We start from the raw sequence: 18736 nt of genomic DNA, 5'->3' as shown, positions 1-18736 counted from the left end.
TTAAGCCACCGACAGACGCAACTTGCCACCCCTTCATATGCGACACCACACCATCATCAAAGGTCGATCAAAGATTCTCGTACCGGTTCATGTCCAACACGCCCTCTTCCACCGGGTCGGTCTCGTGGACGTACCGGCTCAGGTCATGGAAGTAGAACCAGAACTGCGGATGACTGCGGCGAATCCCCCAGCGCTCGACGATTTTTTCGAATCGATTAGCATCCTTGGCGTTTTCCATCTCGCCCACGAACTCAGGCACTTGCTCGGCCGGGATGTTGAATATGAAGTTCGGATAGCTGCTGAGCACGCCCGGATAAATAGTCAATGTGTCGAGCCCTGGCTGATACCGCAGAGATTCACCCAGCAGGAACGCGACGTTACTGTGCGCGCGATTGCGCAGCAGGCTGTAAACCTCGCGCTTGCCGCTCTGGGTTTCGATGCGCAGCAGGGTGGCCTCAGGCAATTGATCAATAACCTTAAGCCCGGCCGCCGGACGTGAAGTCAGACGACTCAAGGCCTGCTCGGCCCCCTGCAAGGCCGGGTCGATGTTCGGCCGCGAGCAATAAGCGCCGTGACAACGGTTGATCGGATCCGGCTTGGCGTTGAGGTCGCCGTAACGGGCCAGCAACTGCATGGCGAAATCGCGTTTCGGGTCCTTTTCGTCCAGCACCAGCGCCGTTTTTTTGTCGTTGTCGATGGCCTCGTAGTCCAGCCACATCTTGAACTTGCCACCGCTCTGGTACCAATCGTCGAGGTAATCGTCGCGCGAATCGGCCGGCATCAGGCGCAGGAAGTTTTGCTCGGCGCCGTTGCGGATCAGGTCGAAGTACAGCCGGGTCTGGGCTTGATGGGAGACGTTACCGAACACGTCGAAGTTGACCGCCAATTGGTAATACGTGCGCTCCAGCAGCGGGAAGTCGAACAGCCACATCGTTTGCGGCACGTCACCGATCAGGCCTTTGTTCACCGAGGCACTGTCGAAATGCCGAAAAATGGTCAGTAAGGCGTTGTCGTTGCCGGCCCACAAGGTCGACCAACTCGGCGCCGGGGTATCGGCGTAACTGTCACGGCGCAACGCCTCGTACGCGTTACGTTTGTCGCGGTAGTCATGCCACAGGCTCAGAACGCTGCCGACATCGTCGTTCTGCCCAGGCATCGCCAGCAAGGGAGTGGCCTGGCCGCGATACTTCGGATCAATGATGTATAGGTCGTGCTCAGGCGCCTGAAACATTGCCCAGAAATTGTCGCGGATCACGTCGGTGGCAATCTGGCCGCGGCACACCGGGCCGCGAATAAACGTACGAACGAAGTATTCGGCGTTATCGAGCATGAATTGATAACGCGCCTGGGCCGGGATCGCCTCGAACGTGGTGAACGGATTGGCCCGACGCTGCGGCCCATAGCCCGGCAAGGCCTCGACCTGCCATTTGCCGTTATAGAAGAGGCTTTTGATCCGGGCCATCTTCGCCGCGCTCAACGGGTAGGTGATGTGGGTCTTCTGCACAATCACGCCTTGCACCGGCCACAAGCGGTAATACACCTGAGTGCCTGGATCGTCATTCGGGCGACGTGTGTTGATCAGGTCGATCGGCTGGCCGGTCGGCGTGCGCGAACGCACCCACTGAAAGAAATGCCCCGGCTCGCCGTCCTTGAAATAGAGGTGAGCGAGAAACAAATGCTCGAACAACCAGCGCCCCACCAGGCTTTGCCGTGAGCCCGGGGCGTTGAGCAGGTTTTCCCACTGCACCACCTGCAATGCTTCTTTGGCGCTTGGCACAAGACCTTGCTCGTCAATCGGCGCGCCGGACGCGAGCCAACGCTGGAGCGTCTGGTATTGCTGATCGGTCAGGCCGGTGACCGCGAGCGGCATGCCCTCCTTGGGATGTAATTTGGCGTAGCCGTCGAACTCGCCCGGCAGCGCGCACATGTTTTCCCGGTTCAGGCCGAGGACGATGTCCTCCGGCAGCTTGGCATTGGGTTGTAAGGGGGTTTTGTGGCCCAACTCAAGCATCCGCGCCATTAACGCGGCCTGACTGCCCTGAGCGTCAAGCACCGAATAGAAGCCTTTTTGCTGCCAGGCGCGTTTACCGAAGGCGTCATAAAACAGCCGGGTCGGCGCGCCAGCCTGGCGGCGTTCGCCGTCGTAGACCGGGACCTTGGTCGCGCCACGAGCAACCCCTTCGCCACTGCCCAGGTTGAGCTGACAGGCGGAGTCATAGCAGGCGTGGCAGGCCACACACTTTTCGGTGAAGATCGGTTGAATGTCGCGGCGGTAGGAAACGGCAGAGGAAATGGCCGGATCCTGCGCGGCGGCGCCCCAGCTTAAAAACAGCAAAACAATGCTGATGACGCGATAAGACATATCCCTGTTCCCAATCATGAAAAACGCCGCGATTCTACCGGTCTACACCTCGCTCCAACATGAGCGATATTCATGCAAAACCGGGGCATGCTCTAAAACCGTACAGGTTTGCTATCATCCCCACCCTTCGTCATGGTCTTTCCGAGTAGTCCAAATGTCCGATCGCAGTGTTCGCCTTCAAGCTTTCAAGCACGCCCTCAAAGAGCGCATCCTGATTCTCGATGGCGGCATGGGCACGATGATCCAGAGCTACAAGCTCGAAGAGCAGGATTACCGCGGCAAACGCTTCGCGGACTGGCCAAGTGACGTTAAGGGCAACAACGACCTGTTGATCCTAACGCGCCCGGACGTGATTGGCGCTATCGAGAAAGCCTATCTGGATGCCGGCGCCGACATTCTGGAAACCAACACCTTCAACGCCACCCAGGTGTCCCAGGCCGATTACGGCATGCAGGGCCTAGCGTACGAGCTAAACGTAGAAGGCGCACGTCTGGCACGCAAGGTGGCAGACGCCAAGACCCTGGAAACCCCGAACAAGCCGCGCTTCGTTGCTGGCGTGCTCGGCCCTACAAGCCGCACCTGCTCGCTGTCGCCTGATGTGAACAACCCCGGCTACCGCAACGTGACCTTCGATGAACTGGTGGAAAACTACTCCGAGGCCACCAAAGGCCTGATCGAAGGCGGCGCCGACCTGATCCTGATCGAAACCATTTTCGACACCTTGAACGCCAAAGCGGCGATCTTCGCGGTGCAAGGTGTTTACGAAGAACTCGGCGTCGAATTGCCGATCATGATCTCAGGCACCATCACCGATGCCTCCGGCCGTACGCTATCCGGCCAGACCACCGAAGCCTTCTGGAACTCCGTGGCCCACGCCAAGCCGATCTCGGTCGGCCTGAACTGCGCCTTGGGTGCCAGCGAATTGCGTCCGTACCTGGAAGAGTTGTCGAACAAGGCCAGCACCCACGTATCCGCGCACCCGAACGCCGGCCTGCCGAACGAGTTCGGCGAGTACGACGAACTGCCGGCGGACACTGCAAAAGTCATCGAAGAATTCGCCCAAAGCGGCTTCCTCAACATCGTCGGCGGTTGCTGCGGCACCACGCCGGGCCATATCGAAGCCATCGCCAATGCTGTGGCCGGTTATGCACCGCGTGAAATTCCGGACATCCCAAAGGCCTGCCGCCTGTCGGGCCTGGAACCGTTCACCATCGACCGCAACTCGTTGTTCATCAACGTCGGCGAGCGGACCAACATCACCGGTTCAGCCAAGTTCGCCCGCCTGATCCGTGAAGACAACTACACCGAAGCCCTGGAAGTCGCCCTGCAACAGGTCGAAGCCGGCGCGCAGGTGATCGACATCAACATGGACGAAGGGATGCTCGATTCGAAGAAGGCCATGGTGACCTTCCTCAACCTGATTGCCGGTGAGCCGGACATCTCCCGTGTACCGATTATGATCGACTCCTCCAAGTGGGAAGTGATCGAAGCCGGCCTCAAGTGCATCCAGGGCAAGGGCATCGTTAACTCCATCAGCATGAAGGAAGGCGTCGAGCAGTTCATTCATCACGCCAAACTGTGCAAACGCTACGGTGCCGCAGTCGTCGTGATGGCCTTCGACGAAGCCGGCCAGGCCGACACCGAAGCGCGCAAGAAAGAAATCTGCAAACGCTCCTACGACATTCTGGTGAACGAAGTCGGCTTCCCGCCGGAAGACATCATCTTTGACCCGAACATCTTCGCCATCGCCACTGGCATCGAAGAACACAACAACTACGCTGTGGACTTCATCAACGCCTGTGCCTACATCCGTGACGAACTGCCGTACGCGCTGACCTCGGGCGGCGTGTCCAACGTGTCGTTCTCGTTCCGTGGCAACAACCCGGTGCGCGAGGCGATTCACTCGGTGTTCCTGCTGTATGCGATCCGCAACGGCCTGACCATGGGTATCGTCAACGCCGGCCAACTGGAGATCTACGACCAGATCCCGGCCGAGCTGCGTGACGCCGTTGAAGACGTAGTGCTCAACCGCACCCCGGAGGGCACCGACGCCCTCCTCGCCATTGCCGACAAATACAAGGGTGACGGCAGCGTCAAGGAAGCCGAAACCGAAGAGTGGCGCGGCTGGCCCGTCAACAAGCGGCTGGAGCATGCGCTGGTCAAGGGCATCACCACGCACATTGTTGAAGACACCGAAGAGTCCCGTCAGTCGTTCACTCGCCCGATCGAAGTGATCGAAGGCCCGCTGATGTCCGGCATGAACATCGTCGGAGACCTGTTCGGCGCCGGCAAAATGTTCCTGCCGCAGGTGGTGAAGTCCGCCCGCGTGATGAAGCAGGCTGTGGCCCACTTGATTCCATTCATCGAACTGGAAAAAGGCGACAAACCGGTAGCCAAGGGCAAAATCCTCATGGCCACGGTAAAAGGCGATGTGCACGACATCGGCAAGAACATCGTAGGCGTAGTGCTGGGTTGTAACGGTTACGACATCGTCGACCTCGGCGTAATGGTGCCGGCGGAGAAAATCCTGCAAGTGGCCAAGGAGCAGAAGTGCGACATCATCGGCCTGTCAGGCCTGATCACCCCTTCGCTGGATGAAATGGTCCACGTGGCCCGTGAGATGCAGCGTCAGGACTTCCATCTGCCGCTGATGATCGGTGGCGCGACCACCTCGAAAGCGCACACGGCGGTGAAGATCGAGCCCAAATACAGCAACGACGCAGTGATCTACGTCACCGACGCTTCCCGCGCCGTGGGCGTGGCGACGCAGTTGCTGTCCAAGGAACTGAAGCCGGCGTTCATCGAGAAGACTCGCCTGGAATACATCGAAGTCCGCGAGCGTACCGCCAACCGTAGCGCCCGCACCGAGCGCCTGAGCTACCCAGCGGCCATCGCCAAGAAGCCGCAGTTCGACTGGAGCACTTACGAGCCGGTCAAGCCGACGTTTACCGGTGCCAAGGTGCTGGACAACATCGACCTGAAAGTCCTGGCCGAATACATCGACTGGACGCCGTTCTTTATCTCCTGGGACCTGGCCGGAAAGTACCCGCGCATTCTAAAGGATGAAGTGGTCGGTGAAGCCGCCACCGCGCTGTTCGCTGATGCCCAGGAAATGCTCGCCAAGCTGATCGACGAGAAACTCATCAGCGCCCGTGCGGTGTTCGGCTTCTGGCCGGCCAATCAGGTGCGTGAAGATGACATTGAAGTCTATGGCGATGACGGCAAGCCGATTGCCAAGCTGCATCACCTGCGTCAGCAGATCATCAAGACCGACGGTAAACCGAACTTCTCCCTGGCTGACTTCGTTGCACCCAAGGACAGCGAAGTGACTGACTACGTGGGTGGCTTCATTACCACCGCCGGGATCGGGGCCGAAGAAGTGGCCAAGGCCTATCAGGATGCGGGTGACGACTACAACTCGATCATGGTCAAGGCACTGGCCGACCGCTTGGCCGAGGCTTGCGCCGAGTGGTTGCACCAGCAGGTCCGTAAAGACTACTGGGGTTACGCCAAGGACGAGACACTCGACAACGAGGCGTTGATCAAGGAGCAATACACCGGTATCCGCCCTGCCCCGGGCTACCCGGCCTGCCCGGATCACACCGAGAAATCCACGTTGTTCACATTGCTGGACCCTGAGGCCTCGGAAATGAAAGCCGGCCGCAGCGGCGTGTTCCTCACCGAGCACTACGCAATGTTCCCGGCGGCAGCGGTCAGCGGTTGGTACTTCGCTCACCCGCAAGCGCAGTATTTTGCCGTGGGCAAGATCGACAAGGATCAGGTGCAGAGCTACACCTCGCGCAAGGGTCAGGAGTTGAGCGTAACCGAGCGGTGGTTAGCGCCGAACCTGGGTTACGACAACTGATAGTGCCCCGGGAGTCGATTGGTGCGACTCCCGGGGTTCCTATGAAAGCTGCAGGGTTAACATTACAGCCCCACCAGCGTCCGTTCTTTTTCAGACAATTGGCGCACCAACTTTCCTTGCTCGAAGAGAAGGTCTGCCTCTATCGCCTGCATGGCGGTTTTGTACTGCTCCTGCGCGCCTTCGCCGTAACCTGGATACGCCTCGTCTACGTCATCTTCTCTGCCTGCGAAGCCCTCCCGCACCTGGGCGAACCGTTCAGGGTATTTGTCCTTCAAATAGTTGCTCCAGTACTTGCGGCCGACCAAGTCGTCAATAAATGCCGATGATTGTTCTGCCGCGATCACTTCAGCATGGGCTGCATCCAGCCTGTCAGGCGCAACGTTGCCGCTGTAGCGCATGCCTCTTGGTTGTCCCGGCAACTCAAGTCGCTCGGCAAGGCCGATACGATAGGCTAACCGCACTTCCGCCGGATCAGTTGAGCGGCGCTGTGCCTGTCGCTGGACAATGTCGCGATTAGCGATTTCCTCGATTTTCCCAAGGCGAAACAGGCTCCTGCCAAGTCTGAACAAGATGTTGCCTTGTTGACCTGTGGAAATTGACTTCGCGGTCTCAAATTCGAAAGCCTTAACTTCTATATCGCTGAACAACAGGATTTGACCATCCACGCACGTTGCGCCAGACCTTGCCATCTCGAATATCGTATCCCTCAGACCTGCGTCGCTATCGGCCACCCTCAGTACGGTATGGACCCGCCGCACAAGATCAGAATGTCCCGTCAGGAAGTCTGCGGTACCTTCCAATTTGGCCAGCAAATTGAAGAAGAATTTACTGTTTTGCGCTGGCTCGAAATCATCCCATATCCGTATCAGTTCCTTTGAGTCGGCTGCTGACGGAGCGATCCATCGCTCACGGGCATCGGTACCTGTCACCTCATCCATATCCACGTCTACGTCACTTGCGATCGAGTCATCGCTATCGCTGTCGTTAAAGCTGGCGTCACTACTGCTATCAAACCGCTCCAGCGCCTCGTCAATTTCTCCTGGCGTCCATCCCATTATCTGCTCGCCTTCCAGCACCTGATTACGCAGCATTAGCAGGCTCGCGCCATCCAGCGTTTCGTTGCCGGCCAGATCCGTGCCCGCACGCAACACCCGGTGTTCATCGGCCATCAGAACCGGCGCAATGGACTCGATCATGTTGTCGCGCAAATCCAGTGCGCTGAGCGAGGGGAGCTGAAGCGCGCCCTGCGGCCAGATGATCAGGCGATTTTCTCTCAGATCGAGGGCCTGCAAACGGGTAAGAGGGCTGACATCCAGCGACTCAAGCCAGTTTTCTGCCAGGTTCAATGACTCCAGGTTGCTCAATACTGCCAACTGACGCTGGAGCTGAGGCGCATCGGAAAAACGGTTATTGGCTGCCGAAAGTCGCTTGAGACTGTTCAGTGAGGTAACGGACTCTGGCAAGGCATATATTGCGTTGGCATTCAGCGCCAGGGTATGAACATGAGTAAACGCACCAAGGAAATCGCTTAGCCCCTCTTCTCTCAGGTACACGTTGTTCAGGTTCAACGAACCGACATGAGCGAAGTCGGCGGGTAGAGCCGGAAGATTGCCCAAGGGGTTATTGGACAGATCAAGGATATAACCTCCCGATGCGCCCTCCACGGCCTGCGCCCCGCAAAGGTTCTGCCTCCAGCACGCCATTATCCGGTCAGCCGCCTGACGACGCTCGGTGGCTGCAATCCACACAGGAAGAGAGGACTCACCCATCTGCTGTGGTGGGGTTTCGATCCAGGCGTTCAGGGCCTTCGTCAATGCCTGATGTTGTCTGTCCCATTTGGCCAATTGCTCATACAGGGGGCCAGCGCCGCCATGGCGCAATGTCAGTTCATCAATCATCTGTATCGCCTCGGCGCCTGGCAGATCCGGGTCAAGCCTTCGCAAGCGGGCTTGCGGGGTCAAGCGTGTCAGGTCATTGCCAGGCACAACAGGCAGCGGCAGTAACACGTCCGGATTTTGCGCGACCAAAACTGGAAAATACTCGGGCTCACCCATGGTAAAGCCCGCCTGCAAGCTGGTTCTGTAGATACCCATGAGTATTTCGGAAGAGGTACTCGCCAACAAATCGGTGCGGGCCTTGGCCGTCAACCGACAGCCCATCATATCGATCCATAGAGCATCATGGCCGGTCAGGGCAGCCTCAGGAATCGTCGTGATCGCGCTGTTGTTCAACTCAAGCGTGCCGAGGCTGGACAAGCCTAACGCACCTCCTGGCCAGTCTTTAATGGCGGTATGGCCCACACGCAGGGTCTTCAAGCGGGTCATGGCGCTGACATCCAGCGAATCGAGCCGGTTATAGCGCAAGTCCAGGCGTTCAAGGGCAGACAACCGGTTCAAGCGTTGTTGCATACTCGGGGTAATGGTCAGGTGATTTCGGCTCAGCCCCAGATCAGTGAGTTTTCCGAAGTTGCCCAATGCCGACGGAAGATCCTGCAGTTGATTGCCGCTCAGATCCAACTTGCGGACGTCGGTGAAGCCGCTCAAAAAACGACTGAAATCCTCGGGTGAGGCCACCACGCCGGACATTTTCAGGGTTTGTACATGGGCAAAATTCGTTGCTGACAGCGCTGGCAGTTCGGGCAGATCGCCCAGCGCCCAGCCGGACAAATCAAGATTCGATGAAATGATCTGTCGCGGCATGACAGGCCATGGCCGTACCGTTGAAGGTCCGGCCTGAGGTTGCCAAGAGTGTGCCTCCTCTGTTGCGCCATAGCGTTTACGCAGACCATCACGCCAGCACTCACGGATTCGCCGGGCAACAGCTTCTCGTTCCCGGAGATTGACTTGCCGGCCATTGGCGCTTGCTGTTCGCTGCTGCCACGCCTCCAGTTGCTGTCGCAATGCCTGCCCATCCTGGCGCAGTGCATTGATCCGTACCAGCAACGCCCGCCCTGCCAACCCCTCAGCCTTCATTCGCCCAAGGGCAATCTTCGAAAGATCGTCGCTTGTGTCCAGCGCGTGGTGTAGCGTGCCTTGGCAATAACGATCCAGCATTTGCCCGGCATCCAGTAAATGCGCAGGATTGTCGTGCACATACTCGTATGCCTTCACAAAGTCCTCAGTGCCCAGCCTGGCCCAGTTGAGTTTCATGCCAGGCCACAGTGATTCATGCCCAGACAGCCATTGAGGGGGAAGAGTCTTGACGTTTGAGTGGGTGAGGTCCAGCGACCTGAGCTGTGGCAATTGCAGAGCGCCCTTCGGCCAGACCTCTGTCGTTCCGTACACACTTAACGACTGCAGTTGAGTCAGGCGACTGACATCCAGTTCGTGCGCCATGCCGATCACGTCCAATTGTTGCAGTTGTGGCATGACGTCTATCAGCGACTGGGCAGCTTCGGTGAACTCCGCCCCCCGCGGCCCTATCATCCGCAGTTCACGAATACTCGGCAGTGCCTTTAGTCTCTCGGCCAGTTGAGCCCTATCGACGCCATCCTGGATCCCCAACCTTAGCGACCGGACGTTGGGGAACTGCCGCACAAAGGCTTCCGGCGTCTGACTCAATACCCCACCAACGCTCATATTCAGACCACTTACGTGAGGAAAACTGCCGACCAGTTCCGGCAAGCTGTCTGCAGCGCCCACGTCCAGATAAACACTGGCATCGCCATCGTAAATACCCCTGCGCTGCCAGACGTCTTTAATGTTTCGTGCCACTTGATGGCGGACAGTGTTCTGGCCGCCGCTGTGCACCCATTGTTCGAGCTGCGCCGTCAGTGCCTCGTATTCCCGGCCCCGTATGTTCAGAAAATTGGCAATCTGCGTTTCGGTCATGCCATCCAGGGCAAGCTGGATGACTATTGACTCCGCCATCTCATCGGAGAAGTTCGGATAGACATCCCGCAACCTTGAGATCAACGAGAGATTCACGGTTGCTCCGGCACCTCGCCCGCTCAATGGGTAGCCGACCCTGCCGTCGGCCAGTCGCAACGGCGGCCGTAATCGTGGCGTGGAGGCGTTGGGCACGAGGGTTTCCATCATCTGATCACGGTGGCCCATGGCATACGTGGTCAATGTCTTTTGTAACTTGGCACCTTGCGCCACATTGGGCATGCCCAACTGAGTGCGGACGTCGTCCGGCAACGCATGCATGACCGAAGAGAAAAAGTTGTCGCCTTCTTTCGGCACGCTGTTCAACGCGTTTTTTTGCTGGTCGAAGGCCTGGAACTGGTTGGCTTGATGATGTTGATAGCCGTCCTTGACCAGGTATTTGACTTGCTCGGCCGTCTCGCTACCGATGCTGTCGAGCAGTTTTGCACCGCAATCGCCCTGACGAACTTCCAGGCGCAGGTTTTTCGGCCAGCCGGGGAGTTTTTCCAGGCTGTGCAGCGCCAGGCGCTGGCTGTCGGACGACGCCATGCTCTCCAGCTGCAATCCGGACAGGGCCTTGTTCAGCCGAGTAACCCGGGCGCGTGCACGCCCCTTGAGCAACAGACTGCTCGGGAGTCGGCCGGTTTGTTTGATGTGCAGCCGCTCCTTGGCTGTGGCACTGACCAGGACTTCTTGCGCCGCGTCCGTCGATAGGCTGGGGAAAGTATGTTGCAGCGTCTGAATTTCACGCGCTGTTCCCCTGGAGTCCTGGCTGAGCTTGTCGAACAATGAGGTTTTGTTGCCCGAAAGATGGGCGCCAAGTTGTTGTCGAAAAACCGTTTCACGCTCTGCCGCGACCCGCGCACCTTCCCCCCCCAGCAAGCGGATGATTTCTTTCTCGTCCAGCGCCGCAAGCACTCGTTCGGGCAGTTTCCCGGCAGCTACATCTTCATGGGAAATCCTGATGCTCGGCATCACGGGTGTCGACGCCTCACCGTAACGGGACGAAGCACTGCTCAGGCTTGCATTGTCGAACACCTCGATCACCCGCCCCTGCGGCCAACGCGGCATATTGATCACTTGCGGCAAGACGTCGTTGTAGCGGCTGTCCGGCACCGGCTGATCGAGACGAATCTGTTCAATCATTGCATTGAGCTGACGGTCGATTTGAAACTGCCGCAATGTATCGGATAACGCTGATGGCAAGCGCAGGTTATCCGTATGGATCTTGCGCAGCAGGCCGTCGTCAACGCTGCTGATATCGGCGATTTTCTCCAGCGTCGCCGCGTCAATACCGTCGGCAACCGGGCCAAGACGTCGTAACAAGGTGGCACGATCCCACTCCAGCGGGCGCTCGAAACGATGGTGCCACGCGCCCTCACCGTTGTGTTCAAGAACGGGGTGGTAAGCGTCCGGGGCCGTCGGGTGTTTGAGACGCCATTTGTTCAGCTTGGGGTCGAAGGTTTTTTCGTAGACGTTTCCGTCGAGCCTGATATAGGTCTTGCCATCCACTTCATACTGCCCAAGCTTGTTAGGCTTGAGCCCCGTTGGTAAGACCCTGTCGTTCAGGTAAGGCGTCAAGCCAGGACGCCACAACTGTTCGTTGCCAAACGGCAATTTGACCTTGACCAGGCCATCGACGATGGGTGTGGACAGCACTTTCGGCGCTTTACTGGCAACCGCACCTACAGCCGCCATGAATGCCACGTTCGCGGCCACTGACTTCAAATAACTCCAGGCCTGATCCGTGTCCCCGATGCTCCACGCTTCAACTCCGTGATAAATGTCTGTGGTCAGTTGCACAGCCATCACGGCCATCATTACCTCGCCCAGGCCAGGCACAAAAAATGCGGCCACGTTGAGTATGTTCAGCCCCCATTCGGCATAGCCGCGGAGTCGTTCATACCAGGCATCATGATCGACCTTGGCCGTCGGTACCGCCAGTTGCTCGGCAGTCTCCTTCAGGCGCGTCTGGTGCCGCGTGTACAGCTCGCTAAACAGCTGCGTGTCAATAAACTCTTCACTGATATCAAGAACCGGCTCGTCCCGATAAACATTTTCGTAGATGCCGTCTATGTGCCCTAAAAGGGTCTGTTTACGGTAAGGGAAATCCGGGTTCCATTTGAGTGTTTGCAGGGCAGTCTTGATCTTGCCGAGGAACTTGCCCGCATCACCGTGGGGGATGAGCCTGAGGAAAGAACGCTGGTAATTCACATCGCGCAGCCTGTAGCTCAGGTCATTTTCAAAGGACTTGAGCGAGGCATATTCCATGACCGGCGCCACCGGATCGCCCGCATTACAGATAATGATTCGCGAGTCTTGATAACCCAGTACGTCAAACAGGTTTACACCGGGATTGGTCCAGCGGAAGTTGATCTTTTTACCTTTGCGCCGGCTTGCGCCAATGACAAACAACTCACTGACAGGCGACCCCAGCACATGTAACTGACTGAAAGTGACGCGTTCACCGTCCAGTGTTGCCGTTTTGTCGCCGTTGAGCACGGCCAGCAATGTGCTGTAGGCCGATGGCGTGATCAGCGATTTGAGGTGGGCGATATGGGCATGCACCCGCAGACTGTCCTTCCACGCGTCGATCGTTTGGGTGCGTACGGTGGCCGCCCTGTCCGTGGCATCAAACATCGCCATCAGGTGTTCCTGATACTGCTTGCCGATATCCAGTTCACGGCATAGCGAGGCGAAATCGGCGGGTTTTATCGGTAGCTTCTTGATCCTGTAGCGCGTTGAAGGGCCCTTTTCCGGATAATCCCAACCGTAAGGCCCACCTTGTGTTTCCAGATTGGCAGCCCGTTTGCCTCGTTCAGCGATGACGTCACGTTCATCAAACGCCTGATCTTCTTCAAAATTGCGCAGCGCCAGTTGCAGCAACGTCTGACGAGTGATCAGCGAGCCTGCAAAGGGTTCGTAGAGCCAAGTTTGCGCAACATTAACGTTCAACCCGAACTTTTTTTGCAACGCCGCTTCAAGCAGCGGTTGCGCAAATTCGGTGACCCCTTTGAGCCCGGTGAGTGTTTGTGCCAGGGTTTCGTTGGCGGTTCGACTGCGCTTCTGGTCGTCCCGTACAGTTTGTCGTTGGTCACTGGAGACCTTCTGAAACCAATCCGGCATGGCATTTTCGGCCAGGCCGCCTGGTGTTCTCGCCCGATCCAGCGCCCGGATGTTTGCCAGGGTCAGGTGGCGTATCCGATGGTGCAGTTTTTTTTTGATGAAATGGTTGTGAAGGCCCTTTTCCTGGGCCGATGGGATTCCCCTCATGTAGCAATACCTGATGCTGTCAAATGAAGCACCAGTCAATCAGCAGTTTTGTCATCCAGGGCGGTACATATTTATACCGGGTGCCGCCGGGGGCAAACTTCTTCCCGAGGGTTGTCTATGCTTGTCTTACTCAAACGGGAGACGAGGGGCTTATGGACGATCCAACAGACAACAAGCCGCCCACTTTCTGGCAGATGCTGCACAGCGTCATGGCGGCGGCGTTCGGGGTGCAGAGCGGGAAGAACCGGGCGCGGGACTTCACTCACGGCAAGCCCAGTCATTTCGTGATTCTGGGGGTTTTGTTCACCGCGCTGTTCGCGCTGATGCTGTATGGCATCGTGCAACTGGTGGTGCATCTGGCCGGGGTTTAGCGCATCAAGGTTTGCAGACTGAACGGATAGCGATACGACATCGGCCACCGTAATGGGTGAGATCATCCTTCCCGGGCAGCCCACCCGCCTGCGAATATGCCGGCATGGGGCGTTTTAGCCAGTGAGGTCCCGGAGAACGGCGCTTACTCGGGGTCAGTTATTGATGGCTGACCCAAAATACAGCTGTGCCCACGACCAGGATGATCAGGAACAAAATGGCCCAAGCATCGACCGTACTATCAGGTTTTGACGTTTTGGTTGGGTTGCTCATTGCATCGCCTCTTGTCGGTTTTATCGGTGATTGCATAAAGACTCGAGCACAGTTAAGACGATGATTGCCCGGATCACAAATGTGGGTTTTGGAGCGATGAGCCTCATTAGTCGTTTTGGTTCTTTACATATACTCAAACATCACTTTTGCGCATAACTGCAAACTGGTATCTTGCCCCGGCTCCGTTGGGAGTGCGCGGCCGTGCGCGCAGAATTGCCGAGGCAGCATCGGAGACTTCTAGGCGAAAAACGCAACTGGATCCGACCGGCCCAAGCCTGAGAACAGGACTTATATGTACGTATACGACGAGTACGATCAGCGGATCATCGAGGACCGCGTCAAGCAGTTCCGTGATCAGACCCGACGCTATCTGGCAGGCGAACTGAGCGAAGAAGAGTTCCGCCCCCTGCGCCTGCAAAATGGCCTTTATATCCAGCGCTTTGCGCCGATGTTGCGGGTGGCGGTGCCCTACGGCCAGCTGACTTCGCGCCAGACGCGAATGATGGCCAGGATTGCCCGCAACTTTGACAAGGGCTATGCCCACATCAGCACCCGGCAGAACGTACAGTTCAACTGGCCCGCGCTGGAAGACATCCCGGACATCCTTGCCGAACTGGCGACCGTGCAAATGCACGCGATCCAGACCAGCGGCAACTGCTTGCGCAACGTCACCACCGACCAGTTCGCCGGTGTCGCGGCCGACGAGTTGATCGATCCGCGCCCGTGGTGCGAAATCGTCCGTCAATGGACCACGTTCCACCCTGAATTCGCTTACTTGCCGCGCAAGTTCAAGATCGCCATCAACGGTTCGACTTCCGACCGTGCGGCCATCGAAGTCCATGACATCGGCCTTGAGCCGGTGCACAACGCGGCTGGCGAACTGGGCTTCCGTGTGCTGGTGGGTGGCGGTCTCGGCCGTACCCCGGTGGTCGGCGCATTCATTAATGAGTTCCTGCCGTGGCAAGACCTGTTGAGCTACCTCGACGCCATACTGCGGGTGTACAACCGCTACGGCCGTCGTGACAACAAGTACAAGGCGCGGATCAAGATTCTGGTCAAGGCCCTGACACCTGAAGTCTTCGCGCAAAAAGTCGATGCCGAAATGGAGCACCTGCGCGGTGGCCAGACCACGCTGACCGAAGCCGAAGTGCATCGCGTCGCCAAACACTTCGTTGATCCGGAGTACAAGGCTCTGGACAACCAGACCCTGGCGTTGGCCGAACTCGATAAAGAACACCCAGGCTTCGCGCGCTGGCGCATCCGCAATACCTTGGCTCACAAGAAGCCGGGCTATGTGGCCGTGACCCTGTCCCTGAAGCCGACCGGTGTTGCGCCGGGCGACATCACCGACAAGCAGCTCGATGCCGTTGCCGACCTGGCCGATCGCTACAGCTTCGGTCAGCTGCGCACGTCTCACGAGCAGAACATCATTCTGGCCGACGTTGAGCAAACTCAGTTGTTTGCGATGTGGGGCGAGTTGCGCGAGCAGGGCTTCGCCACGCCGAACATCGGCTTGCTGACCGACATCATCTGCTGCCCGGGCGGCGACTTCTGCTCCCTGGCCAACGCGAAGTCGATACCGATCGCCGAGTCGATCCAGCGTCGCTTCGAAGACCTGGATTACCTGTTCGATATCGGCGAACTGGACCTGAACATCTCCGGCTGCATGAACGCCTGCGGTCACCACCACGTCGGCCACATCGGCATTCTAGGGGTGGACAAGAAAGGCGAAGAGTTCTACCAGGTGTCCCTGGGTGGCAGCGCCAGTCGCGACGCCAGCCTGGGCAAGATCCTCGGCCCGTCTTTCGCCCAGGGAGCCATGCCTGACGTGATCGAAAAGCTGATCGACGTGTACATCGAACAACGTACCGAAGACGAGCGTTTCATCGACACCTATCAGCGTATTGGCATTGACCTCTTCAAGGAGCGCGTCTATGCAGCGAATAATTAAGAACTACGAAGTTGTCGATGAAACCTGGCACCTGTTGCCCAAGGACTTCAATATCGACGAGATCAGCAACTGCGACGACCTGATCGTCCCGTTACAGCTGTGGCGCGAACACAGCCGAATGCTCAAGGCCCGCGATGGCGGCCTGGGCGTATGGCTGGATGCCGATGAAGAAGCGGAAGAAATCGGTGACGACGTGGAAAGTTTCCAGGTGATCGCCCTGAATTTCCCAGCCTTCACTGATGGCCGCAACTATTCCAACGCCCGCCTGCTGCGTGACCGTTATGGTTTCAAAGGCGAATTGCGGGCCATTGGCGATGTGCTGCGCGACCAGTTGTTCTACCTGCACCGCTGCGGTTTCGACGCCTTTGCGATCCGCGCCGACAAAGACCCGTACGAAGCCCTGGAAGGTCTCAAGGACTTCTCGGTGACCTATCAGGCTGCTACCGACGAACCACTGCCGCTGTTCCGTCGCCGCTAAGTAGGCGTATAACAAAAAGCCCTGTATCGGGAATCCGATTCAGGGCTTTTTTGTGGCCGGCGTAAACGATTACGTAACGGTGCTTACCAGAAGCGTTGCTGGGTCAATCGACTCCACCAGCTCAGCAGCACACGATCGACCGAGCCGCTGGCCGCCATGCCGATGCGTTCCTGCAGGCTTTTACGTTCGGCGTAGTGCAAGTGGTACAGCTCGGACTTCTTGGCACGCTCGGCGAGGTATTCATCGCTGGTTTTGAGTTCGTCCACCAGTTGCTTGTCCAGCGCGGCAACACCCAGCCAGATTTCGCCGGTGGCCACTTCGTCGATGGCCAGTTGCGGGCGATAGCGCGAAACGAAGTTCTTGAACAACTGGTGAGTGATGTCCAGGTCTTCCTGGAACTTCTCGCGGCCCTTCTCGGTGTTTTCGCCAAACACCGTGAGGGTGCGCTTGTACTCGCCCGCGGTCAGCACTTCGAAGTCGATGTCGTGCTTTTTCAACAGGCGGTTGACGTTAGGCAACTGCGCCACGACGCCAATCGAGCCAAGAATCGCGAACGGCGCACTGATGATCTTCTCGCCGATGCACGCCATCATGTAGCCGCCGCTGGCCGCTACCTTGTCGATGCACACGGTCAACGGCACACCGGCATCACGGATACGCGCCAGTTGAGAGGACGCCAGGCCGTAGCTGTGAACCATGCCGCCGCCGCTTTCCAGACGCAGCACCACTTCATCCTTGGGCGTGGCAAGGGTCAGCAGCGCGGTAATTTCATGGCGCAGGCTTTCGGTGGCCGACGCCTTGATGTCGCCGTCAAAATCCAGCACGAACACCCGAGGCTTGGTTGCCTCAGGTTTTTTCTTTTGCTTTTTCTCGGTTTTAGCTGCGACCTTGCGCAAGGCCTTGAGCTGCTCCTTGTCGAGCAAAGTTTGTTCCAGGCGTTCGCGCAGCCCTTTGTAGAAGTCATTGAGTTTGCTGACTTGCAACTGCCCGACCGACTTGCGCCGACCTTTGCTGCGCAATGCCGCGAAACTGGCCAGGACCACCAGAATGGCGATCACCAGTGTCACGGTCTTAGCCAGAAAAACTGCGTACTCGGCAAAAAACTCCATAAGGCTTCCAATGAGGCATGAGAGGCCCATTCTACGGACATCTTTCGACGGATGTCTAACGCTGTTGTTACAGTGTTCTAACACTATGTGACACCGCTGAGGCCCCAAAATGCCTGACTTCCAGAGGCCTGCACGAGCGCGATAACGACCCCATGCGGGCGCACGATAAGGCTCCGGCGCGAGGGTCCCACGGGGGACTTTGGGGCGGTAGAAACACTGAGGTGGTCATTCAGATTTTTCTGTCTGATTCTCGAATAGACCATTCAGCTCAACATTAGGACTTTTCCTACATCATCCACATACGGCCCCGTCTTAGCCTGGCAGGCCAACCTATTACCGGATGATAGCTGTATGACCGCAGGGAGCTGGAATGGCCACCATTGCAAAGTATGCTATGACCAAGCAATGCAAGAGAAAGCGAGGCTCAATACGCTTTTGCAGGATAAACGTAGACGAGAGATCAAAGAGCCCCCGCCGATCCCCAAAAAGCCACTGCGACCAGCGCTTAAGGGCAGTGTCTTCGCCAAGTCCTGTGCATTGCCAGATGGGCTGATTAACCATAGCAATCCCGGTGGCTTTGTACCTGTTGAATCACTGAAGCAGTACGGCACCTATGCGGTACTGGGCACTGGCTCAGCAGTTACCGCTGGAGGTACTGCACTGCAATGGGTCGGAGGTTCGGGTAATGCTTCAGCCCTTGCAGCCCTTCTTAGGGGCTCCTTAACGTTAGCTGGTTCCACGGCTGTGGGCTTCGCTGCGTTGCTGATACCTGACGATACTTCCGCTGACAGCGCCTTCTATACGTCCGAGCAATACGCCCAATTGAGCCAAGGGAACACCCGTGTGCGGGTCAATGTGAAACACCTGCCAGATGGCTCTGTGAGTGTGTACGGTTTCTATACCGGGACGAAGACGGAGTGGCAACAGGTGCCCGTGATCGCAGCGCAGGCACGGGGTGAGCAACGGGTTGCGGACATAGGGAACGGAATTGAGGTCATCTGGACCCCGGCAGCCGACCCTAATGAGGTGCTGGGCATTCCAGCATTGGAAGGCGCCTCGTTGAAGCCTGGGATATGGGTGTACCCGCCGACCGTAAGCGAACGGGCATTACAGGTTGCGTAACGGCAGCCAGTTATGCGGCAACAACTCGGCGATCTCACTGGCGCGCTGCGTCGGCAGCCGCATCAGCA

7 protein-coding genes and 1 pseudogene are annotated in these 18736 nt (G+C 57.7%); 5 read left to right on the top strand and 3 right to left on the bottom strand.

The annotated features are described in order from the left end of the window. Positions 1–67: 67 nt before the first annotated feature. Positions 68–2362 (bottom strand): fatty acid cis/trans isomerase, encoded by a 2295-nt coding sequence (locus ACXPVS_RS18490; RefSeq protein WP_458511216.1) that lies wholly within the window; start codon positions 2360–2362, stop codon positions 68–70. Between the two features lie 154 nt (positions 2363–2516). Here ACXPVS_RS18490 and metH point away from each other — a divergent pair, with 154 nt between their 5' ends. After that, positions 2517–6227, top strand: coding sequence for a methionine synthase (metH, locus tag ACXPVS_RS18485; RefSeq protein ID WP_458511215.1), 3711 nt, complete (start codon positions 2517–2519; stop codon positions 6225–6227). Positions 6228–6289: 62 nt separating this feature from the next. Here metH and ACXPVS_RS18480 read toward each other — a convergent pair whose 3' ends face one another. Continuing rightward, positions 6290–13405 (bottom strand): NEL-type E3 ubiquitin ligase domain-containing protein, encoded by a 7116-nt coding sequence (locus ACXPVS_RS18480; protein WP_458511214.1) that lies wholly within the window; start codon positions 13403–13405, stop codon positions 6290–6292. 113 nt (positions 13406–13518) lie between these two features. On the opposite strand from ACXPVS_RS18480, the gene ACXPVS_RS18475 reads away from it, so the two are divergent. The 3 genes from ACXPVS_RS18475 to ACXPVS_RS18465 all read left to right on the top strand — a co-directional run bounded on the left by ACXPVS_RS18475 (position 13519) and on the right by ACXPVS_RS18465 (position 16437). Further along, positions 13519–13737, top strand: coding sequence for a DUF2970 domain-containing protein (locus tag ACXPVS_RS18475; RefSeq protein WP_458511213.1), 219 nt, complete (start codon positions 13519–13521; stop codon positions 13735–13737). Positions 13738–14300: 563 nt separating this feature from the next. Then, positions 14301–15959, top strand: coding sequence for a nitrite/sulfite reductase (locus ACXPVS_RS18470; RefSeq protein ID WP_458511212.1), 1659 nt, complete (start codon positions 14301–14303; stop codon positions 15957–15959). After that, a complete protein-coding gene (locus tag ACXPVS_RS18465; protein ID WP_458511211.1) occupies positions 15943–16437 on the top strand; it encodes a DUF934 domain-containing protein in 495 nt (164 codons plus the stop codon). Before ACXPVS_RS18470 ends, ACXPVS_RS18465 begins: the two co-directional genes overlap by 17 nt. Before the next feature lie 83 nt (positions 16438–16520). On the opposite strand, the gene sohB is transcribed toward ACXPVS_RS18465, so the two are convergent. Continuing rightward, the gene (gene sohB / locus ACXPVS_RS18460; RefSeq protein WP_458511210.1) at positions 16521–17546 is read right to left on the bottom strand and encodes a protease SohB; all 1026 of its coding nucleotides are present in this window, start codon (positions 17544–17546) and stop codon (positions 16521–16523) included. 405 nt (positions 17547–17951) lie between these two features. Here sohB and ACXPVS_RS18455 point away from each other — a divergent pair. Further along, positions 17952–18638 (top strand): annotated as a pseudogene (locus ACXPVS_RS18455) (S-type pyocin domain-containing protein); the annotation flags it as partial. Positions 18639–18736 lie beyond the last annotated feature (98 nt).

It is taken from the genome of Pseudomonas sp. Ma2-10 (assembly GCF_054330215.1).
This window is presented reverse-complemented; position numbering and strand designations above follow the sequence as displayed.